Genomic DNA, 24,982 nt, shown 5'->3' with positions numbered 1-24,982 from the left:
CCGCCCATTGGGCACACGAGGGTGCGAATCGATAGAATTCGGGCATGGTGGAGCGACCGGTCTCCTCGACCGCGCCCGAACTCGTGCTGGAGACCGAGACGGGCTCCAGCGTGCTGATCCCGGGCCACGACTACCGCATCGGACGGGACCCGCTCAGCGACATCGTCGTCGACGACACCCGCGTCTCCTGGCACCACGCGGTGCTCCGGCCCGACGGCGACCACTGGACCCTCGCCGACGAACACAGCACCAACGGCACGTACACCGACGGCCTGCGCGTCCGCGAGCGGTGCGTCGGACCCGGCAGCGTGATCCGCATCGGCAGCCCGGACGACGGCCCGTACCTGGTCCTCTCGGGCCGTCCCCCGCCTGTGGCGCAACGTCCGTCGGCGGTCTCCATGCCCGGCGTGACGGGCACCTTCCGGGAGCCCACCACCGTGCGGCCGCTGCCTTCGCGCACCGTCCGCATCGGCCGGGCCGCCGACAACGACCTCGTCGTCGACGACCTCGTCGTCTCGCGCCGGCACGCGGAGCTGCGCGCGCTGCCCGGGGGCGGCCACGAGATCGTCGACCTCGGCAGCCACAACGGGACCTACCTCAACGGGCTGCCCGTCACCCGGGCTCCGCTCGACCCCGGCGACATCGTCGGCATCGGGCACTCGGACTTCTGCCTCGTCGGCGATCAGCTCCAGGAGTACGTCGACACCGGCGAGGTCTCCCTCGACGTACAGGACCTGACGGTCGCCGTGGACCGGGGCCGCAAGGTGCTGCTCGACCACGTGTCCTTCCCGGTGGGGGAGAAGTGCCTGCTCGCGGTCGTCGGCCCCAGCGGCGCCGGCAAGTCCACGCTGCTGGGCGCCCTCACCGGCCAGCGTCCCGCCGGTCACGGCACGGTCGTGTACGACGGCCGCGACCTCTACCGCGACTACGCCGAGCTGCGCCAGCGCATCGGACTGGTCCCGCAGGACGACATCCTGCACGCCCAGCTGACCGTGCGCAGCGCGCTGGCCTACGCCGCCGAGCTGCGCTTCCCGCAGGACACCGCCAAGACCGAGCGCCGTGATCGGGTCGCGGAGGTCATCCGCGAACTCGGCCTCGAACAGCGCGCCGACCAGCCCGTGCACAGCCTCTCCGGCGGCCAGCGCAAGCGCGTCAGCGTGGCCCTGGAACTGCTGACCAAGCCCTCGCTGCTCTTCCTGGACGAGCCGACCTCGGGCCTCGACCCGGGCATGGACCGCTCGGTGATGCACATGCTGCGCGGCCTCGCCGACGACGGCCGTACCGTCATCGTCGTCACGCACAGCGTCCTCAGCCTCGACGTCTGCGACCGGCTGCTGGTGCTCGCGCCGGGCGGCAGGGTCGCCTACTACGGACCGCCCGAGGACGCCCTCGCCTTCTTCGGTTTCGAACAGTGGCCGGAGGCCTTCGAGGCCTTCGACCGTGATCAGGACCGGGACTGGGCGGGGGAGTACCGCGACTCGCCGTTCCGGCGGCAGTACGTCGTCAACGACAGCGAACAGCCCCGGCTGCCCCGCTCCGGCCCGGTGATCATGCTGCCGCCGCCCCGGCCCCGCAGCAGACGCGCCCAGCTCGGCACCCTGGTCCGCCGCTACGCGACCGCGCTCGCCGCCGACCGCACCTTCCTCGCGATCATGATCGCGCTTCCGTTCGTCATGGGCGCCATGGCCCGCGCCCTGTCCGGCGGCGAGCTCGACCGGGAGCACGCGATGAACGTGCTGCTCATCCTGTGCGTCGGCGGTGTCCTCACCGGAGCGGCCAACGCCGTGCGCGAACTCGTCAAGGAACGCGTGATCTACCAGCGCGAACGCGCCGTCGGCCTGTCCAGATCGGCGTACCTGATGTCCAAGGTCGTCGTCCTCGGCACGGTGACCGTCGTACAGGCGGTGGTGCTCACCCTGGTCGCCCTGCTCGGCGTCGACCTCAACGCCCCCGGAGGCGAGGGCGTCCTGATGCCGCCCCTGGTCGAGATCACGGTCGCCGTGGCCCTGCTCGCCTTCACGGCGATGATGCTCGGCCTGCTGATCTCGGCGCTGGTCCACAAGGAGGAGGTGACGATGCCGCTGCTCGTCCTGCTCGCCATCGTCCAGGTCGTCTTCTGCGGGGCGCTGCTGACCCTGGACGGCGTGCCCGGTCTGGAACAGCTGTCGTGGCTGGTGCCCGCGCGGTGGGCGCTCGGCGCGATGGCCGGCACCATCGGGCTGGCCGGGATCGTGCCCGGGGAGATCACCGCCGATCCGCTGTTCGAGCACGCGGCGGCCGTGTGGTTGCTCGACGTGGGCATGCTCGTCGTGCTCTCGGCGCTCTGCGGAATCCTCGTCTCCCGGCTGCTGCGCCGGCACGAACCCGCCGTGATGCGGAAGTAGGGCGGCCCATGACGACGCCCGGATTCCGGCCCACCCACGTGGTCCCTCAGCACGGCATGCCCGCCTGGGAGGCCCCCGACCCGGCCCGCCCCACCGTTCCCCTCGATCCGCTGCTGCCCGTACGGCTGGAGGAGCGACGCGGCGACTGGGGGCGCGTCCTGTGCTCCAACGGCTGGTCGGCCTGGGTCGACGCCCGCTATCTGGTCGCCGTACCCCAGGACCCGCCCCGTTCCGACGCCCCGCTCGCGACCGCCGCCGACCCGCGCCCGCTCCTCGGCCGGGCCGAGCGGGCGCTCGCCCGGTACCGGGCGGCGGTGGAGGAACTGGCCGACGCCGGCCTCGACGGCGAGTCCTTCCGGCGCCGCACCCGCGGTCTGCGGATCGGCGTGGTCGTCGACGGCGAGGACGTGTGGCTGTACGACCCGGCGCGAGAGCGCTGGCTGTACGGCGACGGCACCCGACTCAGCACCTACGCGACCGACCGGGCGCCGGACGCGGCGGAGGATCGTGGCCACACCGCCACCCGCATCGTGAACCCCGACCGGGGAGCGGGATGACCCGCGGAACGACCCCCTTCTCCGGCCGGCCCTCCGAGCTGGTCGGCCGGCGCATCGCCGGGTACCGCGTCGAGAGCGAGATCGGACGCGGCGGCATGGCCGTCGTGTACCGCGCCCACGACCTGCGGCTGGACCGGACCGTCGCGCTCAAACTGCTCGCCCCGGAGCTGGCCCGCAACGACGTGTTCCGCAAGCGCTTCACCCATGAGTCGCGGGTGGCGGCCGCCATCGACCACCCGCACATCGTGCCCGTCTTCGAGGCGGACGAGACGGACGGCGTCCTGTACATCGCCATGCGGTACGTCGAGGGGAGCGATCTGCGCCACCTCCTCGACCGGGAGGGTCCGCTGCCCCCGGCGACCGCCGTCCGCATCGCCGCGCAGGTCGCCTCCGCGCTGGACGCAGCCCATGAGCACGGGCTGGTCCACCGGGACGTCAAACCCGGCAACGTCCTCGTCGCCCGGGGCACCGACAGTGACCATCCCGAGCACGTCTACCTCACCGACTTCGGCCTGACGAAGAAGTCGCTCTCCCTGACCGGCTTCACCTCGGTGGGCCAGTTCGTCGGCACCCTCGACTACGTCGCCCCCGAGCAGATCTCCGGGCAACCGGTCGACGGCCGCTGCGACGTCTACGGCCTCGCCTGCGTGGTCTACGAGTGCCTCGCGGGCCGTCCGCCCTTCCTGCGCGACGACGACGTGGCCCTGCTCTGGGCCCACCAGAACGCCGATCCGCCCCCGCTGACGGAGGTCCGCCCCGACCTGCCCCCGTACCTGGACGCGGTGTTCGCCCGGGCCCTCGCCAAGACTCCCGAGGCACGCCACCCCACCTGCGGCGCCTTCGTCGCCGGGCTGAGGCCGGCGGCGGGCGGCGGCATCGGGCTCGCTCATCCGCCGACGGAACTGGCGGCCGGCGCGCCGGCTTCGCCGCCCCAGCCTCCGAGCTGGGCACGGCCGGTCTTCCACCCGCTCGGTCCCGAGTGACCGGAAGGCCACGAGCGACCTGGGCGGCCCTGGTGATCGGAGGGATGCCGGTGGTCGAGGGGCCCCGGGGGCCGAGGCGTCCCGGGGGCCGAGGGGTCCCGGGGATCCGAGGAATTCGCCACCGCTGTCAGCGGCGCCCCGCCCCGCCCCGGCGGCGCGCCACCCCGGCCAGCAGCCCGCCCAGGAAACCGGCGGCCAGCCCCCACAGCGCGGCGAGACCCAGCGCCGGCCACACCTCGGGACGCAGGTACAGCTCCCCGGACAGGTCGCCGCCCAGGTCGCCGATGCCGAGCACGGAAAGGCCGTAATGAGCCGAGATCCGGCCCACCAGACAGATCATCAGCACCGTGAGCACCAGGGCCACCGCCATACGCACCGCGTGCCGCCAGGCGCGCGTCCCGGCGGGGGAGTGGGCCGCCATCACGAACGCGGCCACCGACAGCAGGGCCGCGTCCACGGCCACGAGCCACCACACGCGGCTGTCGTGCTCGGCGAGGGTGGCGAGATTCAGCCGGGCGTCGTCCGGGCCGCGCAGCACCTCGTCCAGCACCCGCGGCATCGGCAGCCCGAACGGACCCTCGACCCGGCCGTTCCAGGTGGCGCCCAGCCCGATCGTGAACGCGAGCCACACCAGATTGGGCAGACCGAGCAGGATCACGGCCGAGGTCTCGGCGGCGTGCCCCCGGCCGGCCGCGACGACGAGCGCGACGACGAGGCCCAGGACGACACAGCAGAGCAGCAGCAGGACCATCGCGTGGGCGGCCGGCCGCACCGACCGGTGCAGACGCAGCAGCCGTGGCGGCAACGGAGCCCCGGGCGAGACCAGCAGCGCCAGCACCAGCACACCCGCCAGCCACACGAGCCCGACGAGGAGCGTGACGGGGACGTCCGTCGTGAAGCCGGCCTCGGGGCTGACGTCGAACAGTTCGCCCAGGTCGCTCAGCGTGTCGTCACCGAGCGGAATGGCGAAGGTCTGCCGTGCGGCCAGGGACCAGCCGAGGAGGCCGAGAAGCCACACCACGGCGATCCGGGCCGCCCATCCGGCCAGTTCCGCCGCTCCCGCCACCGCCCGGTGGCGCAGCGGCCGCAGGAATCCGGCGCCCACCACGAGCGCCCCGACGAGGGTGACGGACAGCGGGATCACCGTCAGACCGGCCCGGGTGTCGGCGAGCCCACCGGCGTCGCCGGTGATCTCGACGGTGCCGCCGACGCTCGTCACCACGGTCGCCGCGATCACCCGGGGGAAGGCGCCCTGCGGCAGGTCCCCGGCTCCGGCCGCCCACAGCCCCAGCGCGGCCACCACGCCCATGGAGAGCAGGCCCGCCAGTGCCACGACGAACGCCCGCACCCAGCCGTGGCGGGGAACTGCCTGGTCGTGCGGGGTGTGCGCGCTCACCCCGCCACGCTAAGCAGCGCCAGGAGAGCGCGCCTGTCGGGAGGGCCGTCCGCGCCCCGCTTGCGAGCCGTGCCCGACCGGCGCACACAATGGTGCGTTGCGGAAGAAAGCGGCGCTCATCCGGCAAGTCGCCCTTGCCGGGGCCTGCCGGGGCCCGCCCGGCCCGGGCCGGACTTCTCGGGCCCTCCGCGGAAGCGCTGCGGGAAACCCACGTCGGGAGTGCTCGTGAGCGACGAACCGCCGTCTTCCGGCCGCCCCACGGGCCCGCCCTCCGGCCCGCTGTCGGGTCCGCCTTCCGGCCCGCCCTCCCCACCGCCCTCCGGTCCGCCTTCGGGTCCGCCCTCCTCACCTCCCTCGGGCCCGCCCTCCCAGCCGTCCGGCGCCGGCTCACCGGAGGGCGGCGACGGGGAACCGCGCCGGGGCCGGTGGTCCGTGGCCCGGATCGCGCTGATCACCACGGCGGTGGTGGCCGTGACGGCGCTGGCCCTGGTGCTCGCCCTGGGGAACGGAGGCGGCAGCGGATCCGGCGGAGGCGGCTCCGGCCAGGTCGGCGAGGTCTTCCTGCAACCGGCCGGCAAGACGGGCCCGGAGCCCTACACGGAACCCCCCACCACCGACAGTTCCTTCCCGCCGGCCTCCGTCGCGCCGTCGGGCTCCTCCCCGCCCACGGACACCGTCCCCGGTGTCGACGGCGGGGACGCAGGACTGTACGGCGGCACCCGCAACGTCTCGAGCTGTGATGTCGAGCGGCAGATCAAGGCCCTCCGGGCGGATCCCGCCAAGAACAGGGCGTTCGCCTCCGTGGCCGGCGTCGCCCCCTCCGGGGTCCCGGCCCACCTGCGCTCCCTCACCCCCGTGCAGCTGCGTCTGGACACCCGCGTCACCAACCACGGATACCGCGACGGCGCCGCCACCACCTACCAGGCCGTCCTCCAGGCCGGGACCGCCGTCCTGGTCGACCGGCACGGCGTGCCGCGGGTGCGGTGCGCCTGCGGCAACCCGCTGACCCCGCCGCTCGCCCAGCGGGCCGGATTCAAGCGGACCGGCGACCCGTGGCCCGCGTACAGTCCCGCGACCACCGTGGTGGTCAAGCCGTCGGTGACCGTGATCGACGTGTTCGTGCTCTACGACCCCGCACACGACCATCACTGGTTCGCCCGCCGACCGGGCGACAGGCCTTCTCAGGACCGGCCGACCCGCCCGCCGGCGAAGCTCACGCCGTCCATCACGGTCAGCACGCCGAGCGCGCCGAGGAGCGACGGTCCGCGGACGCCCCCGTCGTGCGTCTCGCCGCCCGCCGACCGGCCGCCGGGCTGCCCGCTGCCGCTCTCCTCCGGGTCGTCCACGTCGTCCCCGTCCTCGGAACCGCCGCCGTCGTCGGAACCGCCGTCGTCGGAGCCGCCGTCCTCGCCCTCGTCGAGCGCGGAGTCGAGAAGGTTCGCACCCCAGACGTCCGAGTCCCCGTCGTCCGAGTCCCCGCCCTCCGAGTCCCGGTCGTCGCAGCACCTGGCGCCCGACTCACCGGGCGCCGAGTCGCAGCCGACCTCACCGTCCGAACCCATGAGCGGGTCCGGCGGCTCCGGCAGCTCCTCCTCGCCGCCGCGACTTCCGCTGACCGGCGAGGGTACGAGCCATTCGCCGCCGACCTCGGCGGTTTCCTCCGGCGTCGGCTCTCCGGCCCCCGGCCCGGCGGCCGGCTCGACCGCCGTGTGAAGCATCCGGCGGCGGCCCCGGAAAGGAGAAAAAACTGACCTGGACTGTGTGGCGCGGCACGGGGTACGAGCACAGATGCACACCCAGCGGCGTCCGGCCATTTCCGGCCTTCGAGGAAGAAACGCATGATCGAGTACCTGGACGGGGCAGTGATACCTACTGGTTTCGACGTACCCGTGGAACCGCTGCGGCGAGCGGCGCACTACACCGGTGAGCCCGGCTGCATAGCCGACGCCCGCGCCTTCGCCGCGCACTTCGTCGACCAGCTCAGGACAGAGTGGTGCGCCACGATCGGCGACCGGGCCATCGGTGACGTGTTGCTGGTGGTCAGCGAGCTGATCACCAACGCCGACCGGCACAGCAACGGGCCGTACATCCTCGACCTGGAGGGTACGGAGTTGTCGGTCACGGTCTGCGTCTACGACAGCAGCGACGCACTGCCCCTGCGGTTCCCGAAGGACCCCGAGCGCATCGGCCGGCACGGTCTGGAGATCGTGCACGCGGTGGCGGCCGAGGTCACCGCCGAGCGGGTGCCGGTCGGCAAGCGGGTGCGGGCCGTGCTCACCTTCGGACCCTAGGACCGCGGGGGCGCACGCCCCCGGGCCCCGCGGCGGTCAGGCGCAGCCCAGCTCGTCCAGCATCCCGTGGCGCAGTCGCGCGATGATCCGCTTGATCAGGCGGGACACGTGCATCTGCGAGCAGCCGAGCCGCTCGCCGATCTCCGCCTGGGTGGCTTCCTCCACGAACCGCATATGGATGATCTGCCGGTCGCGGTCGCTGAGCTCGGCCATCAGCGGGGCGAGCGAATGGAAGTCCTCGACGAGCCGCAGGCCCTCTTCCTCCACGCCGATGAAGTCCGCGAGGACGGCCTCGCCGTACTCCGGACCGTCCCCGGTGAGCGCCGCGTCGAGCGAGGAGGAGTTGTAGCCGTTGGCGGCGATCTGCGCCTCGACCACCTGGCTCTCCGCCAGGTTCATCAGCGTGGCCAGTTCGGGCACGGACGGGTCCCGGTCCAGTCGGCTGGAGAGTTCGTCACGCGCCTTGGCCAGCTCGACGCGCAGCTCCTGCAGCCGGCGCGGGACGTGCACCGCCCACGTCGTGTCACGGAAGAAGCGCTTGATCTCACCGACGATGTACGGCAGCGCGAACGAGGTGAACTCCACCTCGCGGGAGACCTCGAACCGGTCGATGGCCTTGATCAGGCCGATCATCCCGGTCTGGACGATGTCCTCCATGTCGTCCCCGCGGCCGCGGAACCGGCCGGCCGCGAACCGCACCAGGGACATGTTCATCTCGATGAGGGTGTTGCGGGCGTACTGGTACTCGTGGGTCCCCTCCTCGAGCACGGCCAGCCGCTGGAAGAACTGACGGGACAGCTCCCGTGCGTCCCGCGGAGCCACGCTGCGCGGTGCCTCGATGCCCGGGAGCTGGGCGCCGGCCGTGCCGACGGCCATGGCGGTGTCCTCGACGGCCTCGGCCGCTGACCGGATCACGGCGGTGTCCATTGCCTCGCCCCTCCCAGGAAGGTCACGGTTCGACGTCTGCTGTGCTCGCTCCGTGAGCGAGCACCGGTGCGCAGACCCGCTCCCGGGGCGACTACCCCGTACGGCGGAACCCATGCATACGGACGCGCACGATCGCAACGCTTTTCCGTCACGTGATTCCACCGAGGGCGCAACGCCCCGCCCTTCCGCGGGCGGCCCGTTTTCCTAGGCTGGGGAGGTGAGCAACCAAGCGCCGAACCGAGCCCGCGTGATCCCGCTGCGCCCGCCTGCCGAGCGCCCGGGCATCGCTGCCACCGTCTCTCCCACCGCTCCCGCACAGGTTCCCCGGCCTGCCCCCCGCGAGCCCCTGTGGCGGGACCTGGTCGGGGATGTCCTGCGCCGAGAGCGCCAGGTCCAGGAACGCACGCTCAAGGACGTCGCCGACTCGGCGCGTATCTCCATGCCGTATCTCTCGGAGGTGGAGCGCGGCCGCAAGGAAGCCTCCTCGGAGGTCCTCGCGGCCGCCGCCCACGCCCTCGGTCTGAGCCTGGGCGACCTGCTGGCGCGGGCGCAGGGAGAGCTGGTCCGGCTCAGCAGCCGGTCCTCGGCACGGAGCCGTACGGCCACGTCGTCGTCGTACGACGGCCTCTGCCTGGCCGCCTGACGAGCCGCGCGGGCCGGCGTCTCACACCAGCGCGGGACGCCGGCTCAGCACCTCGTCGGCCAGGCCGTACGCCACCGCCTCCTGCGCGGTGAACACCTTGTCGCGGTCCATGTCCGTGCGCAGGGTCGCGATGTCGTGGCGGGTGTGGCGGGCCAGCACCTCCTCCACCTGGGCGCGGATGCGGACCATCTCCTTGGCCTGGAGCGTGAGGTCCGAGACGGTGCCCTGGCGGCCGCCGCTGGCCGGCTGGCCGAGCAGCACGCGCGCGTGCTCCAGGACGAGCCGCCGGCCGGGGTCCCCGCCCGCCAGCAGCACGGCCGCCGTCGACGCCGCCTGTCCGACGCACAGTGTCGCGATCGGCGCCTGGACGAACGTCATCGTGTCGTAGATCGCCATCAGCGAGGTGAACGAGCCACCGGGGGAGTTGAGGTAGATCGAGATCTCGCTGTCCGGTGACGCCGACTCCAGATGGAGGAGCTGCGCGATGACGACGTTGGCGACGCCGTCGTCGATCTCGGTGCCGATGAAGATGATCCGCTCCGACAGCAGCCGGCTGAACACGTCGTAGGACCGCTCGCCCTGCGGGGTCCGCTCGACCACGTTCGGAATCGTGTAGGTCCCCATGTCACAACCCCACCCGTCGCTTCTGCGCGGCCGGGCGGACGTCCGCGAGGGACTCCACGACCCGGTCCACGATGCCGTACTCCCTGGCCTCCTCGGCCGTGAACCAGCGGTCGCGGTCCCCGTCGCGCGAGATGGCCTCCGGGGACTGGCCGGTGTGTTCGGCGGTGATCCGCTCGATGGTCCGCTTGGTGTGCTCCAGGTTCTCCGCCTGGATCTCGATGTCCGCCGTGGTGCCGCCGATCCCGGCCGACGGCTGGTGCATCATGACCCGCGCGTTCGGCAGCGCGTACCGCTTGCCGGGCGCGCCGACGCTGAGCAGGAACTGGCCCATGCTGGCCGCGAAGCCCATGGCGAGCGTCGAGACGTCGTTGGGGATCAGCTGCATCGTGTCGTAGATGGCGAGGCCCGCGTGCACCGACCCGCCCGGGCTGTTGATGTAGAGGCCGATGTCGGTGCGCGGGTCCTCCGCCGACAGGATCAGCAGCTGCGCGCAGATCCGGTTCGCGGAGACCTCGTCGACCTGGGTACCGAGCAGTACGACGCGCTGGCCGAGCAGTTGCGCGGCGAGCAGGTCGTCGAAGCGGGAGGGCGCGGTGTCGCCCTCCTCGGCGCGGGGAGCGAGCATGGTCAGTGGAGTCATCGGTTCTCCTCGTCGTGGTGTGACTGCCGTCGACCCACTCTTGACCTCGGACCATGCCCGTACGCGGTTTCTCTGCCCCTGGCAGATTCGCCACGGGCAGAGCACTCCTCGCTCCGTCGCGGACCCACCCTTGTCGCCCAACTGCCGGAAGGACGCCCGTACATCGCCCACCGGCGGGTCGGGCACCTTCGCTGGGGACTGCGGACTCGGCGCGTGAGCGGGCGAGCGCCGTCGGCACGGTCGACGGCTCCCGGGGCGCGTGCGGGTCGTCGAGATCGCTCCGCGCGGTGTCGCGACGGAACGGCCCGCTGCCGCTGCCGCATCCGCTGCCGGACGACCGCCCGCAGCGGATGCCGGTTCCGTGGCCGGCACCGGCCGTCCGGATCGCCCCACACGGTCCGAGCGATGAGTTTCGGGGCGGCGAGGAGTCGACACCATGACCGCGTTCCACGCCCAGGAGGTATGCATGACCACCGACGGATTCACCACGTGTCTCTGGTTCGACGGCCAGGCCGAGGAAGCCGCCCACCACTACGTCTCGATCTTCAAGAACTCCAGCATCGGGAACATCGGCCGCTACAACGAGGCGGGTCCGGGCCCGGCCGGCTCCGTGCTGGCCGTGGAGTTCACGGCCAACGGGCAGAAGTTCGTCGGCATCAACGGCGGTCCGCAGTTCACGTTCAGCGAGGCGGTCTCCTTCCAGATCTACTGCGCGGACCAGGAGGAGGTCGACCACTACTGGACCCGGCTCACCGAGAACGGCGGCGAGCCCGGCCCCTGCGGCTGGCTCAAGGACAAGTACGGCCTGTCCTGGCAGGTCATCCCCGACGGACTGATCGAGATGATCAGCGACCCCGACCCCGAGAAGGCCAACCGCACCACCAAGGCCATGTACGCCATGAGCAAGCTCGACGTCGCCGCCCTGAAGAAGGCCCACGACGGCGCGTAGGCGACCGGTGACGAGGGCGCGCTAACGGGCCTCCGCCAGGATCTCGCCGATCACGTGCCGGGAGTTCTCCGCCAGCGGCGGATTGGTCTGCCAGTAGTACGGCAGCTGGATCAGCGAGATCGACAGGGCCCAGCCCCGCCCGCGCGCCCACTCCGCGTCGTCCGCGCCCACCGCCTCGCGGAAGGTTCCGCGGGCCGAGGCGGGCAGCAGGTTCCAGGCGACGATCAGGTCGACGGCCGGGTCGCCCACCCCGACACCGCCGAAGTCGATCACCGCCGTCAGCCGCCCGTCGCGCACCAGTACGTTCCCGGGCGACAGATCGCCGTGGGCCCAGACGGGCGGCTGTGCGCGCCCGGGTGCCCGCAGTGCCTCCTCCCACAGGGCGGTGACCGCGCCGGTGTCGATCCGCCCCGCGAGCCGGGAGAGGGCGTCGCGGGTGGGGGCGTCCCGTTCGGTGAGCGGCACGCCCCGGTCGTTCGGCGGCCCGCCCCGCGTCCCGAGAGCGCGCAGGGCGATGACGAACTCCGCCAGGTCCGCCGCCAGCCCGTGGGGCTTCTCGACGGCGCCGGCGACCGGGTTGGAGCCGTCCAGCCAGCGGTAGACCGACCAGGGCCAGGCGAACCCCTCACCCGGCCCGCCCAGCGCGAGCGGTACGGGCGCGGCGACGGGCAGCCCCGGCCCCAGCCGGGCCAGCCAGCGCTGCTCGTGCGCCACGCTCCCGACCGCGCCGGGATGCCGGGGCAGCCGCACCACCTTGTCGGCGCCCAGCCGGAACATCGCGTTCTCCGTCCCGGAGGACTCCAGGCGCCGCACGGGCAGTCCGGCCCACCGCGGGAACTGGGCGGCGACGAGCCGGCTCACCAGCGGGGCGTCGAGGTCGACCTCGTCCGTATGCATCCTCACCGCGCCCATGCGGCTCATTGCACGGGACGGACCTCGCCGCTGTCCAACGGAATTCAGATCCGGTCGGCCGCGATCAGCAGGTACTGGAAGCTGCCGTTGCGGTAGGCGGTCAGGAACGTCTCCTCGATGCCGGTCACCAGGTGGTCGGCCTGGCTGCGCAGCTCCCAGTAGGGGACGGCCGCCGCGGTGAGGTCCTCCACATGGACCGGCACCAGCCGGTTGCGGGCCAGCGCCCGGAAGTACGCCGAGCGCGGGTGGATGTCGCAGATGTAGTGGGCGTTGATGAGCGACACCTCGCGCGAGGCCCGGCCGTAGGCGTCGTTGTAGCAGCCCGTGATGACGACATAGCGTCCGCCGCGGCGCAGCAGCCGGGCGTGCTCGGCGAACAGCAGGTCCAGCTCGACGTACATCGTCGACTCGTTGTTCCACGACGCCGCGTAGGCGCCGGTCTCCAGGCCGGTGTCGAGCATGTTGCGGTGGTGGTAGCGCACCTGGTCGTCGATGCCCCGCTTGCGGGCCTGCTCGTTCGCGAACTCGGCCTGTTTGCCGGAGAGGGTGACGCCGTCCGCGTGGCAGCCGTAGCGCAGATGGGCCGTGACGCTGCCGCCACCGCGTCCGCAGCCGGCGTCGAAGACGCGGTCGGCGGGAGTGAGCCGGCCGAGGTGGGCGGCGAGCAGTTCGGCCTGGGCGTGCTCCAGCCGGTGCAGCTCGGCGGTGACCCGCTCCCGGCGCAGCTCGGCGTCGGGCTCGTCGAGCACGGTCCAGTCGGCCTCGCCGACACCGTAGTGGTGGTGGTAGAGGTCGTCGATCCTGCCGAGTTCGAGGTTGACCGGGTTCTCTTCCGCGTTCCAGTAGTCCGCGACGCGGTTCTGGTACGTGGACTGGGTCGGCACGGGGACGGACTTGGTGCCGGCGTCGTGGGCTGTGGTCAACGGTGGCTCCTCATGGTGCTGTGCAGGGCGGTGTGTCAGGAAGCGGGCGGTCACCAGTAGTCGGGCAGGTGGTAGCGGTGGGTGTTGGTCGCGTGCCACTCGTGGTTGCCGGCCACCCAGTCCGACAGACCCCTCAGGTAGCGCTCGAGGAGCGGCGAGGTGGCGGCGAGCAGGGCGGACTCCTCCTCGAACGCCTCCATGACCTGGTTGTGGATCTCGACCGACTTCAGATAGGCGGCCTTGAGTCCGCGCCGGTCGTTGGCGGCCACGACCTGCGGCAGGTTCAGATGGGTGGGATCGGACGCCAGCTCCTTGGTGAAGGAGTAGAGGTCGTTGACGATCGTGGTGGCGTTGCAGGCCAGCGCGGTGACCCGCTGGATCTCCGGGCGGGCGTAGAGCTGTTCGGGCAGTTCGTAGCCGTCCACCGCGTCGACGATCGACAGACACGGCCGGAAGTTGTTGAACTGCCGCATCACCAGGTACTCCCAGATCCGTGGCACATACCGCGTCTCACCCCAGGCCGCCTCGGCGAGATAGCCCAGGTGGAGGCGCGCGATGTCGTGCACGAACCGGTTGGTCTGGCTGGGGGTGGCCAGCGCCGCGTAGTCCTTGAGCGCCCAGTGGTACGAGCGCAGCGGACCGTCGGCCTGCATTCCCCGCGCCCACTCCTCCTGGTGGTGCGGCGGGCCGTGGAAGGGGTCGAGCGCCGACTGCGCGAGGATCAGCCGCCCGGCGAGACCGCTGCGCGACGCGCCCCTGCCCTCGTCCTCCTCGCAGTAACAGCTGTCGACGACGTTCTCCGCCAGCAGCAGCTTGCCGGCCGCGGTGAGACGCTCCGGGTCCGCCGCGCCCGGGTGCTGGAGGACCACGGCACGGCCGAACTGGAACCCGGCGAAGTCGCCGTTCCAGGCCGCCGGGAAGAGGTCCAGCCCGCGGGCCCACTCCTCCAGCCTGCGGTCCACCTCCGCGGCCTTCTCGGGGTCGGCGGGGGCGACCTTCCGGTAGCGCAGCCCCGGGATCGCCCCGCCGCGCCGGGCCCGCAGGGTGGCGGCGAGATTCGGCGGCCCGGGCAGCGTCCGCCCGGTGCTCACAGGCGTGCTCATCGCGAACTCCCCGTCGTCACTCGGCCGTCCGGCCGACCTGGACGTTCTCCAGGACCCCGGCGGCGTCCGGCACCAGGACGGCCATCGAGTAGTAGGCGGTCACCAGGTAGCGGATGATGGAGTTGGCGTCGATCCCCATGAACCGCACGTTCAGGCCGGGTTGGAACTCCTCCGGGATGCCCGTCTGGTACAGGCCGACGACCCCCTGGTCGGCCTCGCCGGTGCGCAGCGCGATGATGCTGCTGGTGTGCTGCGGGCTGATCGGGATCTTGTTGCAGGGGAAGATCGGCACCCCGCGCCAGGCCGGGATCTCGTGCCCCTCGACGGTGGCCGTGCCCGGCGTCAGACCGCGTCGGTTGCACTGCCGGAAGAAGGCCGCCATCGCCTTGGGATGGGCGAGGAACAGCTTGGTCCCGCGCCGCATCGACAGCAGCTCGTCCATGTCGTCCGGGGTCGGCGGTCCGGTGAACGTGCTGACCCGCTGGGAGTGGTCGGCGTTGTGCAGCAGCCCGAACTCCCGGTTGTTCACCAGCTCCCACTCCTGCCGTTCGCGGATCTCCTCGACGGTCAGACGCAGTTGCTGGTGCGTCTGGTCCATCGGGTTGTTGTAGAGGTCGGCGACCCGGGTGTGGACCTTCAGCACGGTCTGGGTCAGCGACAACTCGTACTCACGGGGCGAGAGTTCGTAGTCGACGAAGCCCGCCGACAGCGTCGGCTCCCCGGTGTGGCCGGCCTGGACCGGCACTTCGGCCTCGCCCTTGCGGTTCATCGGAAGCCGCTGCCGGGCGGCGTAGGCCTCCAAGTGGGCGGCGAGGGACGGCACCCGCCCGACGAACTCCCGCAGGTCTTCCCAGGGCAGTGCCAGCAGCACGCCCGAGGTCTCGGCGCGCACCGAGCTCAGCCACAGCGGGTCGTCCTGCCCGAGGGCCTCGTCGCCCAGCTGGTCGCCGCCGGAGACGACCCCGACGATCTCCTCCTCGCCGTACTTGCCGGCGGTGAAACGGGTGAACCGGCCGTGCACCACGAGGTAGGTCTCGGTGACCGGCTGTCCGGCCTCGAAGACGACCTGACCGGCCCGGACCTCCCGCGTCCGGAAGCGGGAGGAGAGCTCCGCGAGGGTTCCGTTGTCGGAGTAGCCGCGCAGCACGGGCAGCTCGGTGAGGGTCTGCGGGATGACCCGTACGTCGTTCCCGCCGTTCTGCTCGAACTGCACCCGACCCCGGCCGACGCGCAGCTGGAGCCGTCGGTTGACCCGGTAGGTGCCGCCCTTGACGTCCACCCAGGGCAGCATGCGCAGCAACCAGCGCGAGCTGATGGCCTGCATCTGCGGTTCGGACTTGTGGGTGGTGGCGAGCTGGCGGGCCGCCTGGGTGCTGAGACTGGTGAGCTGCGCGTCGGCGGGGGGTTCGGGGGCGGGTTCGTCCAGGGCTGGACCGGTGGCGCTGTCCGGTGTGGACACATTCCCTCCAGGAAGGTGCACGGAGATGAGCGGACCCGTCGAGAGGTTCGGTTCGAAGATCCGCGTGCACCAGCCAAGCACCCTGAGTGACGAGGGGGTACGGCGTGAAGGGGGCGGTTTCATGGTCCGGCGGGTGCAAACCTGCCTGATGGGGCGGAAGAGGCCTCGCGTGTGCCACGGCTTGCTTCGCGTGCTCCCACGCGCCGGAGCGCTCGGGGATCACTTTGGGTTACCCGTGTGTTCGGCGCGCGAGCGGACGGCCGGGTGACTAGCGTGAGAAACCGGACAACCCGTCTCATCGGAAGGCTGCGGTCATGGTCGTACGTCCAGAGGGAATCCCTTGTTGGGCCGACGCGATGTTCAGCGATGTGGAGGCCGCCAAGACCTTCTACGGCGAGGTCCTCGGCTGGACCTTCGGCGATGCGTCGTCGGAGTTCGGCAACTACACCCAGGCGTACGCGGACGGCAAGGCGGTGGCCGCCGTCGTCCCGCCGATGCCCGGCCAGGAGGGCCAGTCGCAGTGGTGCCTGTACTTCGCCTCCCCGGACGCCGCCGCGACCGCCGGCAAGATCCGTGAGAACGGCGGCGAGGTGCTGATGGAGCCGATGCGGGTGGGCGACTTCGGCACGATGTGCCTGGGCCGCGAACCCGGCGGCGCCGTGTTCGGCGTCTGGCAGGCGGGCGTCCACGAGGGCTTCGAGGCGCCGCCCGAGCAGCCCGGCGCGTACTGCTGGGCCGAGGTCTTCACCCGCGAACCGGAGAAGACGGACGCGTTCCTGCCGGCCGTGTTCCCCTACACGGCGAAGCAGCTCCTGGACGACGCGGTCGACTTCCGGCTGTTCGAGGTGGACGGCGACATGGTCCTGGGCCGTATGAAGATGACGGACGAGTTCCCGCCCGAAGTGCCGTCGTACGTCAACGTGTACTTCACGGTCGACGACTGCGACGACGCCGTGGCCCGGGCCACCAAGCTCGGCGGTGTCCTGCGCTTCGGCCCGATGGACACTCCGTTCGGACGGTTCGCGGCGATCAGCGACCCGCAGGGCGCGAGCTTCTCCGTGATCGACGTCACCACCACCGCGGGCGACATGCCGCAGACCGCGGACGTCTCCTAGCCGCCGGACGGGGCGCCGGCAGGGCCGTGGCATGATCGGGAGTATGCGTGAACGAGTGGTGGCCGCGTGCGACGGGGCTTCGAAGGGGAATCCGGGACCGGCGGGCTGGGCCTGGGTGGTCGCGGACGACGCGGAGACACCGGCCCGCTGGGAGGCGGGACCGCTCGGCAGGGCGACCAACAACGTCGCCGAACTCACCGCCCTCGAACGCCTGCTGGCCTCGACCGACCCGGCCGTGCCGCTCGAGGTCCGGATGGACTCGCAGTACGCCATGAAGGCCGTCACCACCTGGCTGCCGGGCTGGAAGCGCAACGGCTGGAAGACGTCCGCGGGGAAGCCGGTGGCCAATCAGGAACTGGTCGTCCGCATCGACGAACTGCTCGACGGCCGTTCGGTCGACTTCCGCTATGTGCCGGCCCACCAGGTCGACGGCGACCCGCTCAACGACTTCGCCGACCGCGCCGCCAGCCAGGCGGCCGTCGTCCAGCAGCCGGCCGGCAGCGAGCAGGGCTCGCCGGAGCCGCCGGCCTCGCCGGACACCCCGAAGGCGAAGTCCGCGAAGACAGACCGCTCCGCCGGGGGCAAGTCCCCCCGGCGGAGCGGTGGTTCGGCATCGGCGTCGCGCACGCTCAAGGCCAGGTTCCCCGGCCGCTGCGTATGCGGCCGCCCGTACGCGGCCGGCGAGCAGATCGCCAAGAACGCGCAGGGCTGGGGACATCCGGAGTGCCGTACGGCGGACGCCGACGCGGGCTGAGCGGCGCGCGGATCACACCACGCCGCGCCAGGCCCCGGTCTCCAGGCCGCGCTCCTCGATGAACTCCTTGAAGCGCTCCAGATCGCCCTTGGTCTGCCGCTTCACGAAACCCAGCTTGTCGCCGACGGTCTCGGTGACGCCCTCCGGCTGGAACTCCATCTGGAGCATCACCTTGGTGTGGCTGTCGTCGAGCCGGTGGAAGGTCACCACGCCGGCCTGCCGGGCCTCGCCGGAGACCGTGGTCCAGGCGACCCGTTCGTCCGGGATCTGCTCGGTGATCTCCGCATCGAACTCCCGGCGCACGCCGTTCACACTGGTCACCCAGTGGGTGAGCGTGTCCGTGCGCTGCTCGATGCGGTCCACCCCGCTCATGAACGCGGGGAAGGTCTCGAACTGCGTCCACTGGTCGTAGGCCGTGTGCACGGGCACGCCGACCTCGATGGATTCCTCGACCTGCGACACGATCGTCTCCTCCTTGGTTGTGATGGTGCGCCTCGACGCTGAGTGTCCGTCGCGGGTACCCGGGGCGCGTGGTGCAAACCCGTGGCCGCTGATCAGTCCGTGTCGAAGGTGTAGTGGGCGGTGTGGTCGAGGAGGTCCGCCGGGGCGGTGTCGTTCCAGGGCTTCATCGTGTCGTGGAGATCGACGACGTCCGGCGTCCCGCCGGCCGGGAGGTACGCCGACCCTGGATGCCGGCGCTGCCACTGGGCCCACAGCTTGTCGATGTAGGCGTGGTGCAGCCAGAACACCGGGTCGTTGGGGGAGACCCCGGTCGCCATCTGCCCGCCGACCCAGACATGGACCCGGTTGTGCAGATTGACCCCGCGCCAGCCCTCCAGATGGTTGCGGAAGCCGTCGGAGCCGCTGTTCCAGGGAGCCATGTCGTACGTCGCCATCGACAGCACCGACTCGACCTCGGCCCGGGTCGGCAGCTCACGGACGCCCGCTCCCAGGGCGCGCCGGAGGTAGGTGCGGCCGTCCACGCGGACGTTCACGGCCCACTTGCCGGCCGACGCGGCGAACGGACCGTCCATCACCTGGCCGTCCCGGCTGCGCCCGCTGCCGCCGAGGAAGTCCGGCGCCCACAGCGAGGAACGCGGTGAACGGTCGGTGGACCAGTCCCAGTACGGCAGCGCCACCGAGGCGTCCACGGCCTGCAGCGCCCGCTCGAACTCCAGCAGGAATCTGCGGTGCCACGGCAGGAAGGAAGGGGAACGGTGGCCGGTGCGCTCGCCGTTGTCGGTGTCGCCGAGGATGAAGCCGTTGTGCGTGGTGACGAAGGCGTCGTAGCGGCCGCTGCGCTTGAGTTCGAGGACGGCGGCGACGAACCGCCGCTTCTCGTCGGAGGTCAGGGACGCCTGGTTCTTGCGGACGGTCATGTGCGGTGCTCCAAGGGTGCGCGGAAGGAGGGTGGTTCGGCCGGTCAGCCGGTGGGGAACGGTACGAGCCGCGCGCCCTGGAGCTCGTCGACCGCGGCCCGTGCGGCGGCCCGCGGGGTGGGCATCGGGTCGTAGTGGCTGACCACGCTGATCCAGGTCCCGTCGGCGTTGCGCATCACGTGCAGTTCGACGCCGTCGACGTACACGCCGTAGCCGCCGCCGTGGTGATGGCCGCCGCCGTCGGTGGGCCGGCCCTGTATTCGGCGGCCCTTGTAGACCTCGTCGAAGGAATCGGGGGAGCCGTGGGGGTCGTGGTGATGGTCGTCCGCGCGGGCGGCGGGGGCGGCGACCAGTACGGCACCGGTGAGGGCGGCGGCCGCGGTGAGTGCGCGACGGCGGCTGAGTTCCGGCATGCGGGACCTCCGGGGGTTGCGTTCGGTTGACGACCCCGTATGCCTATCGACCTCGGGGAGAAAGGGAGAAACCGCCCGGGAGGGGTTGGCTGTGATCAGGACAATCAATTACATGTCGTGCAATCCTCAACGAAGATGATCTTGTTGTGGGTGAGGGGCGGGGGTGGGCGGAAGGGGCAATTCCTTTCCGCGAACCCACCGCTTCCGGTGATCTTTCGCGCGCCGACCCGTCCGCGGTGGTGTGGCCCACGTGGGGAAAGTGGCGCGATCGGGCAGGTGGGGCGTCCGGGTGCGGGCGCCGTGCACTGCTACCCTGCGTCGTCAATCAACCACGACTGGTAACTCCTGGGAGTGTGCGTGAAGGTCGCCTGTGTCGGCGGCGGGCCCGCCGGCCTGTATCTCTCGATCCTGCTCAAGCGGCAGGATCCGTCCCACGACGTCACCGTCCACGAGCGCGACCCGGAGGGCTCGACCTACGGCTGGGGTGTCACGTACTGGCAGGGCCTCCTCGACAGACTCCGCGTCTGCGACCCCGAGTCGGCGCACGCGATCGAGGAGGAGTCCGTCCGCTGGAACGAGGGCGTCGCCCACGTACGGGACCTGGCGACCCGTCAGCCGGGCGACGAGGGGCACGGCATCGGCCGGCACAAGCTGCTGGAGATCCTCGCCGCCCGGGCCCGCGCGCTCGGCGTACGGCTGGAGTACGAGAGCGGGATCACCGCAGAGAACCTCCCGGACGCCGATCTGGTCGTCGCCGGCGACGGTGTCCACAGTGCCCTGCGCACGCACCACGCCGACGACTTCGGCGCCGAACTCACGCCGGGGCGCAACTCCTACATCTGGCTCGGCACCACCAAGGTCTTCGACTCCTTCACCTTCGCCTTCGTGGAGACCGAGCACGGCTGGATCTGGTGCTACGGCTACCCCTTCAGCTCCGAGCAGAGCACCTGCGTCATCGAGTGCGCCCCCGAGACCCTGGCCGGACTCGGCCTCGACCGGGCGAGCGAGGGCGGACGGACTGGCCCGGCTGGAGAAGCTCTTCGCGCACATCCTCGACGGCCGGTCCCTGATCGGCCGCGCCGCCGCCGACGGCAGCACCCAGTGGCTGACCTTCCGCACCCTCACCAATCGCAGCTGGTACCGCGGCAAGCTCGTGCTCCTCGGCGACGCCGCCCACACCACCCACTACTCGATCGGCGCCGGCACCACCCTCGCCCTGGAGGACGCCATCGCCCTGGCCGACGCCCTGCGTGACTGCGCCGACCTGCCGGAAGCCCTCGCCCGCTACGAGCGGGAACGCAAGTCGGCCCTGCTGTCGCTCCAGAGCGCGGCCCGCTACAGCGCCCAGTGGTACGAGAACCTCGCCCGCTACATCGACCTCCCCCCGGAGCAGATGTTCGCCCTGCTCGGCCAGCGGCACTCACCCCTGCTGCCCTATGTCCCGCCCCAGCTCTACTACCGGCTCGACCGGGCAGCCGGGCAACTGGAGGCCCTGCGCCGGCTCAAGCGCTGGCTGGGCCCGAGGCTGGCGCGCGGCGCGCACGCCAGGGCGCTGACCTCCCGGAAGTAGCCGGGAGGCAGGTGCAGCGGCTGGACCGGGGCATGAGGTGAATGGCAATTCACTGATACGGTGAATTGCCATTCACCTTTTTTGTTTCCTTCAGGCCGCTGGAGTGCTCATCGCGTCGCCCGCTCCGATACCCGCCCCGGCCGGGAGGGCCGCCGGTCTGCGGGCCCGGCTCACCATCCCGGTCCTGGCCTACTGCGGCATCCTCATGGCGGTCATGCAGACCGTCGTCGTCCCCCTGCTGCCCGACCTGCCCCGGCTGACCGGCGCCTCGGCTGGCGCGGTCTCCTGGATGGTCACCGCCGCGCTGCTGTCCGGCGCCGTCCTCACCCCCGTCCTCGGCCGCGCCGGGGACATGTACGGCAAGCGGCGGGTGCTGCTCGTCTCGTTCGCCCTGATGGCCGCCGGGTCGGTGATCTGCGCCCTGACCTCCGACATCGGCGTGCTGATCGCGGCCCGCACCCTTCAGGGCGCCGCGTCCTCCGTCGTCCCGCTGTCCATCAGCATCCTGCGCGACGAACTGCCGCCCGAGCGCCGGGGATCCGCCGTGGCGCTGATGAGCTCCACCGTGGGTATCGGCGCCGCGCTCGGGCTGCCGGCGGCGGCCGTGATCGTGCAGTACGCCGACTGGCACGTGATGTTCTGGGTGACCGCCGCGCTGGGCGCGACCGGTGTCGCGCTGATCCGCTGGGCGGTACCGGAGTCGCCCGTGCGCGAGCCCGGCCGGTTCGACGTGACGGGGGCGCTCGGGCTGGCCACCGGGCTGATCAGCCTGCTCCTCGCCGTGTCCCAGGGCGGCCAGTGGGGCTGGGGAAGCCCCCGGATCGTCGGCCTGTTCCTCGCCGCCGTGACCGTCCTCGGCCTGTGGTGGTGGCACCAACTGCGCGCCCGACAGCCGCTGGTGGACCTGCGCCTGGTGTCCCGGCCGAGGGTGGGCCTGTCCCATGTGGCAGCGCTCCTGACCGGCTTCGCCTTCTACGCGAACTCCCTGGTGACCGCCCAGTTGGTGCAGGCGCCGGAGGCGACCGGGTACGGCCTGGGGCTGTCCATCGTCCAGACGGGCCTGTGCCTGCTGCCCGGCGGCATCACCATGCTGCTGTTCTCGCCGCTCTCCGCCCGCATCTCGCAGACACGGGGGCCGCGGATCACCCTCGCTCTCGGGGCCGTCGTCATCGCCTGCGGCTACGCCCTGCGCGTCGTCGACAGCCGTGACCTGTGGATGATCATGGTGGGGGCGACGGTCGTGGCGACCGGTACCACCCTCGCGTACTCGGCGCTGCCCTCGCTGATCCTGCGCGCCGTCCCGCCCGGGCAGACCGCCTCGGCGAACGGCGTCAACGTCCTGATGCGCACGATCGGCCAGGCCACCTCCAGCGCCGCCGTCGCCGCCGTCCTCGTGCACCACACCGGCCTCGTCGGCGGAGCCCCGGTGCCGACCCTGCACGGCTATCTGCTGGCGTTCGGCGTCGCGGGCGCGGTGGCCCTGGCCGCGTGCGCGGTGGCGCTCACCATCCCCGGCGACGCCGGACCGGACGACACGCGGCGGGTCCGCGGCCGCACCCGCTCCGTCGGCGACGGGGCGCTGGAGGGAGCATGAGTGCCGTGAGCACTCCATCCGACGCCCCGGCCGCGACCGATCCGCCGGCCCCCGCCCGGCGCGACGCCGAGGCGACCAAGGCGGCGATCCTGCGCGCCGCCCGGTACCTCCTCGCCCGCCAGGCGCACGCCGACATCACCCTCAAGGCCGTCGCTGAGCGCGCCGGGGTGAGCGCGCCGCTGGTCCTGAAGTACTTCGGCAACAAGGACGCCCTGTTCGCCCGGGTGATGTCCTTCGCACAGGACGCCGACGCCCTGCTGGACGCCCCCCTGGCGGCGCTGGGCCCGCACATGGTCCGGCACGTGGTGGCGAGCCAGCGCGAGCGCGGCGCCGACCCCTTGCTGCGCATCGCGTTCGCGCCCCTGCACGGCGACCACGGTGACATCCTGCGCGCCAACTTCCGCACCCAGGTGACCGAACGCCTGGCCGCCCGCCTCACCGGCCCCGACCCGGGGCTGCGCGCCGAACTCGCGGTGGCCACCGTGCTCGGGCTGGGCGTGATGGTCGGCATCGCCCGCGGGACCGAGCTCAGGGCGACGCCGGTCGAGCACATCGTCGAGCGGTACGGGCCGACGGTGCAGGTCCAGCTGGACGGTCCCCCACCGTCCCAGGCCGTCCCCGGCAGCCCCTAGGGGAACAGCCGCTCGTGCAGGGGCGCGCGGAACACCCGGTGCGGGTCCAGCCGCTCGAGCACGGCCGCCGCCTCGTCCCAGGCGCCCCCGAAGGACTCCGGCACCGCGGTCCCGAGCACCTCCCCGTCGCTCCATGCGGCCTCGTCCGTGTAGGCCCAGCCCTTCGACCACTCCACCCGGGCGCGGGCGTACGTGCCGTCGTACGACGAGAGCAGGAAGCGCTCCAGCTCGCGGTAGAACGCGTCGGCGTACGGCGTCCCCGGCAGCGTGAGCACGTCCAGCCACACGGCCGTGTCCCACTCGGGGTGGTCCGGGTCGGGCCGCAGCGCGGAGAGCGACGGCGCCAGGGCGCCCGCGAGTCCCGCCTCCGCCGGATCGTCGAGCCCGGTCACCCGGATCTCCACGGATCCGTTGACGGGGAAGCGTCCCCGGGCGGCGTACGCGGTCAGCCGCTCCCGGTAGAAGGAGGTGAACTCGGAGACGACACGCTGGACCCGGTCCCGGCCGGTCAGGACCGCGTACCCGTTGGCGTGCACGCGCAGGGTGGTCGGCCTGATGTAGAGCAGCGTGTTCTTGGACGGCCCCCAGATGTCCGCCGACAGGGTCGCCACGAGCCCGAGCGCGGCCACGTCGAGCTGGGCGTTGCCGAGCACCGGCGCGAGGTACCAGGCCGCGTCCGCCACCATCCGCCCGGCCAGGTCGGCCACCGGCGTCGGCACGTTGTCGGAGAAGGGATAGGGGTACGGCGACGTCACGCGCCGCGAGGTGAGCGGCTTGGCCGGTTCGACGGACCACACCTTGAGCCAGGGGAACTCGGTGAACGCGAACCAGATCGCCTCGACCCGCCCCTCGGCCTCCAGGAAGTCCGCCAGGCTCCGCCCGCCCGCGCCGGGCGCCGCGAACAGTTCCTTCGCCGGAATGTCCGTACGGCTCACGCACCGCAGGTTGCTGTTCGCCCCCACCCGCAGCACCACCTCGGTGACCAGCGACCGCCCGAGATGCGTGAGCAGCGCCGCGCAGTCCGCCTCGTCCCGGCGGTACGTCCGCAGGGCGTAGGCAGCGGTGTCCGCGTCCCACACCACGGCCGTCAGGGAGAGCACGCGGTTGCTGAGCGAGCCGTACGTCTGGCCGGGCAGCCGTTGCTCGCCCCGTGCCGGTACGGCGGTGCCGTGCGCGTCGATGGCGAGGGCGCCGCCGAGGGTCAGGTCGCCGGGAGCCGGCGCGGCGGTGACGCCGAGTCCGTGCCCTTCCAGGAAGGTGAGCAGGGCCTCCAGCGTGACCCCCGCCCCGGCCCGCACCTCGTCCGCCGACTCCAGGGCGAAGCCGGTCAGATGCGCCGAGGTGTCGAGGAGCAGGACCGGTGCGTCCGGGGACAGGCCCTCCGGGACGGTCAGCGGCGACCAGCCGTGCGAGGCGCCCCGGGGCCGGACCGTCCAGCCGTGCCGCCAGGCCCAGTTGACGACGTCCACGGCCTGGGCCGGGTCCTCGGGCGCGCAGGCCCACAGGCCGGTCACGGTGATCTCGCCGTCCCAGTTGCGGTACGCGGTACGGGAGAGGGACACGTCCGGGGGGAAGTCCGGCAGCTCCTGCGCCGCGACGGCCGGATCGGCGGCCACCAGGAGAGGCGTGCCGAGCAGGGCGGCGGCCGCGGTGCCCAGGAAGCCACGGCGGGTCCAGGAGGGGTGTTCCGGCAGATGGTTGCTCACTGAACGATCAGTCACGCGTTCACGGTAG

At 72.1% G+C, this 24,982-nt stretch carries 22 protein-coding genes and 2 pseudogenes; 12 read left to right on the top strand and 12 right to left on the bottom strand.

Features of this window, described 5'->3' with window-relative positions; translation table 11 throughout:
* Positions 1–44: 44 nt before the first annotated feature.
* The 3 genes from QF030_RS06145 to QF030_RS06135 are packed head-to-tail and all read left to right on the top strand — an operon-like array spanning position 45 to position 3,924.
* Complete coding sequence (locus QF030_RS06145) at positions 45–2,384, top strand: ABC transporter ATP-binding protein/permease (protein WP_307161624.1); 2,340 nt, start codon at positions 45–47, stop codon at positions 2,382–2,384.
* 8 nt (positions 2,385–2,392) lie between these two features.
* A complete protein-coding gene (locus tag QF030_RS06140; protein ID WP_307161623.1) occupies positions 2,393–2,941 on the top strand; it encodes a hypothetical protein in 549 nt (182 codons plus the stop codon).
* A complete protein-coding gene (locus QF030_RS06135; protein WP_307161622.1) occupies positions 2,938–3,924 on the top strand; it encodes a serine/threonine-protein kinase in 987 nt (328 codons plus the stop codon). Before QF030_RS06140 ends, QF030_RS06135 begins: the two co-directional genes overlap by 4 nt.
* 127 nt (positions 3,925–4,051) lie before the next feature.
* Here QF030_RS06135 and QF030_RS06130 read toward each other — a convergent pair whose 3' ends face one another.
* Positions 4,052–5,320 carry a streptophobe family protein gene (locus tag QF030_RS06130; protein WP_307161621.1) on the bottom strand — a complete coding sequence of 423 codons (1,269 nt, stop codon included), beginning with the start codon at positions 5,318–5,320 and terminating at the stop codon, positions 4,052–4,054.
* A 225-nt stretch (positions 5,321–5,545) separates the two neighbouring features.
* Between QF030_RS06130 and QF030_RS06125 the strand changes: the two are divergent.
* A pseudogene (locus tag QF030_RS06125) lies at positions 5,546–6,820 on the top strand (DUF6777 domain-containing protein); the annotation flags it as partial.
* Between the two features lie 338 nt (positions 6,821–7,158).
* Complete coding sequence (locus QF030_RS06120; protein ID WP_307161619.1) at positions 7,159–7,611, top strand: ATP-binding protein; 453 nt, start codon at positions 7,159–7,161, stop codon at positions 7,609–7,611.
* A gap of 36 nt (positions 7,612–7,647) precedes the next feature.
* Here QF030_RS06120 and QF030_RS06115 read toward each other — a convergent pair whose 3' ends face one another.
* A complete protein-coding gene (locus QF030_RS06115) occupies positions 7,648–8,538 on the bottom strand; it encodes a SigB/SigF/SigG family RNA polymerase sigma factor (protein WP_307161618.1) in 891 nt (296 codons plus the stop codon).
* A 217-nt stretch (positions 8,539–8,755) separates the two neighbouring features.
* On the opposite strand from QF030_RS06115, the gene QF030_RS06110 reads away from it, so the two are divergent.
* Positions 8,756–9,181, top strand: a complete 426-nt coding sequence (locus QF030_RS06110; protein WP_307161617.1) for a helix-turn-helix domain-containing protein — start codon at positions 8,756–8,758, stop codon at positions 9,179–9,181.
* A 21-nt stretch (positions 9,182–9,202) separates the two neighbouring features.
* On the opposite strand, the gene QF030_RS06105 is transcribed toward QF030_RS06110, so the two are convergent.
* Positions 9,203–9,805 (bottom strand): ClpP family protease, encoded by a 603-nt coding sequence (locus QF030_RS06105; protein WP_307161616.1) that lies wholly within the window; start codon positions 9,803–9,805, stop codon positions 9,203–9,205.
* A gap of 1 nt (position 9,806) precedes the next feature.
* Positions 9,807–10,445 carry an ATP-dependent Clp protease proteolytic subunit gene (locus QF030_RS06100; protein WP_307161615.1) on the bottom strand — a complete coding sequence of 213 codons (639 nt, stop codon included), beginning with the start codon at positions 10,443–10,445 and terminating at the stop codon, positions 9,807–9,809.
* Positions 10,446–10,911: 466 nt separating this feature from the next.
* Between QF030_RS06100 and QF030_RS06095 the strand changes: the two genes are divergently transcribed.
* The gene (locus tag QF030_RS06095) at positions 10,912–11,394 is read left to right on the top strand and encodes a VOC family protein (protein ID WP_307167485.1); all 483 of its coding nucleotides are present in this window, start codon (positions 10,912–10,914) and stop codon (positions 11,392–11,394) included.
* A gap of 21 nt (positions 11,395–11,415) precedes the next feature.
* Here QF030_RS06095 and QF030_RS06090 read toward each other — a convergent pair whose 3' ends face one another.
* Genes QF030_RS06090 through QF030_RS06075 form a run of 4 tightly spaced genes read right to left on the bottom strand, consistent with a single transcriptional unit; the run spans position 11,416 to position 15,791 of the window.
* Positions 11,416–12,306 (bottom strand): aminoglycoside phosphotransferase family protein, encoded by an 891-nt coding sequence (locus QF030_RS06090; protein WP_307161614.1) that lies wholly within the window; start codon positions 12,304–12,306, stop codon positions 11,416–11,418.
* Positions 12,307–12,350: 44 nt separating this feature from the next.
* Positions 12,351–13,229, bottom strand: coding sequence for a geranyl diphosphate 2-C-methyltransferase (locus tag QF030_RS06085; RefSeq protein ID WP_307161613.1), 879 nt, complete (start codon positions 13,227–13,229; stop codon positions 12,351–12,353).
* A 50-nt stretch (positions 13,230–13,279) separates the two neighbouring features.
* On the bottom strand, positions 13,280–14,332 hold the full coding sequence (locus QF030_RS06080) for a family 2 encapsulin nanocompartment cargo protein terpene cyclase (RefSeq protein WP_307161612.1): 1,053 nt from the start codon (positions 14,330–14,332) through the stop codon (positions 13,280–13,282).
* A gap of 16 nt (positions 14,333–14,348) precedes the next feature.
* Positions 14,349–15,791 carry a family 2B encapsulin nanocompartment shell protein gene (locus tag QF030_RS06075; RefSeq protein WP_307161611.1) on the bottom strand — a complete coding sequence of 481 codons (1,443 nt, stop codon included), beginning with the start codon at positions 15,789–15,791 and terminating at the stop codon, positions 14,349–14,351.
* A gap of 314 nt (positions 15,792–16,105) precedes the next feature.
* Here QF030_RS06075 and QF030_RS06070 point away from each other — a divergent pair, with 314 nt between their 5' ends.
* Together QF030_RS06070 and QF030_RS06065 are read left to right on the top strand one after the other, a co-directional pair.
* Positions 16,106–16,906 (top strand): VOC family protein, encoded by an 801-nt coding sequence (locus tag QF030_RS06070; protein WP_307161610.1) that lies wholly within the window; start codon positions 16,106–16,108, stop codon positions 16,904–16,906.
* 31 nt (positions 16,907–16,937) lie between these two features.
* Positions 16,938–17,660 carry a ribonuclease H family protein gene (locus QF030_RS06065; protein ID WP_307161609.1) on the top strand — a complete coding sequence of 241 codons (723 nt, stop codon included), beginning with the start codon at positions 16,938–16,940 and terminating at the stop codon, positions 17,658–17,660.
* Between the two features lie 12 nt (positions 17,661–17,672).
* On the opposite strand, the gene QF030_RS06060 is transcribed toward QF030_RS06065, so the two are convergent.
* The 3 genes from QF030_RS06060 to melC1 form a co-directional block, all read right to left on the bottom strand.
* Complete coding sequence (locus tag QF030_RS06060) at positions 17,673–18,122, bottom strand: SRPBCC family protein (protein WP_307161608.1); 450 nt, start codon at positions 18,120–18,122, stop codon at positions 17,673–17,675.
* Positions 18,123–18,214: 92 nt separating this feature from the next.
* On the bottom strand, positions 18,215–19,039 hold the full coding sequence (melC2, locus tag QF030_RS06055) for a tyrosinase MelC2 (protein ID WP_307161607.1): 825 nt from the start codon (positions 19,037–19,039) through the stop codon (positions 18,215–18,217).
* A 44-nt stretch (positions 19,040–19,083) separates the two neighbouring features.
* Positions 19,084–19,452 carry an apotyrosinase chaperone MelC1 gene (melC1, locus tag QF030_RS06050; protein ID WP_307161606.1) on the bottom strand — a complete coding sequence of 123 codons (369 nt, stop codon included), beginning with the start codon at positions 19,450–19,452 and terminating at the stop codon, positions 19,084–19,086.
* A 351-nt stretch (positions 19,453–19,803) separates the two neighbouring features.
* Between melC1 and QF030_RS06045 the strand changes: the two are divergent.
* The 3 genes and pseudogenes from QF030_RS06045 to QF030_RS06035 all read left to right on the top strand — a co-directional run bounded on the left by QF030_RS06045 (position 19,804) and on the right by QF030_RS06035 (position 23,248).
* A pseudogene (locus QF030_RS06045) lies at positions 19,804–21,022 on the top strand (FAD-dependent monooxygenase).
* A 109-nt stretch (positions 21,023–21,131) separates the two neighbouring features.
* Positions 21,132–22,616: an MFS transporter gene (locus QF030_RS06040; RefSeq protein WP_307167484.1), complete on the top strand. Its 1,485-nt coding sequence runs from the start codon at positions 21,132–21,134 to the stop codon at positions 22,614–22,616.
* On the top strand, positions 22,613–23,248 hold the full coding sequence (locus QF030_RS06035) for a TetR/AcrR family transcriptional regulator (RefSeq protein WP_307161605.1): 636 nt from the start codon (positions 22,613–22,615) through the stop codon (positions 23,246–23,248). The genes QF030_RS06040 and QF030_RS06035 overlap by 4 nt, the downstream gene beginning before the upstream one ends.
* Here the strand turns inward: QF030_RS06035 and QF030_RS06030 are convergent.
* The gene (locus QF030_RS06030; RefSeq protein ID WP_307161604.1) at positions 23,245–24,969 is read right to left on the bottom strand and encodes a cholesterol oxidase substrate-binding domain-containing protein; all 1,725 of its coding nucleotides are present in this window, start codon (positions 24,967–24,969) and stop codon (positions 23,245–23,247) included. The two genes, QF030_RS06035 and QF030_RS06030, sit on opposite strands and share 4 nt — an antisense overlap.
* Positions 24,970–24,982: the final 13 nt, after the last annotated feature.

The sequence above is a fragment of the Streptomyces rishiriensis genome, from assembly GCF_030815485.1.
Classification (GTDB): domain Bacteria; phylum Actinomycetota; class Actinomycetes; order Streptomycetales; family Streptomycetaceae; genus Streptomyces; species Streptomyces rishiriensis_A.
The sequence above is the reverse complement of the archived record's forward strand: the minus strand, read 5'-3'. Positions and strand labels throughout refer to the sequence as shown.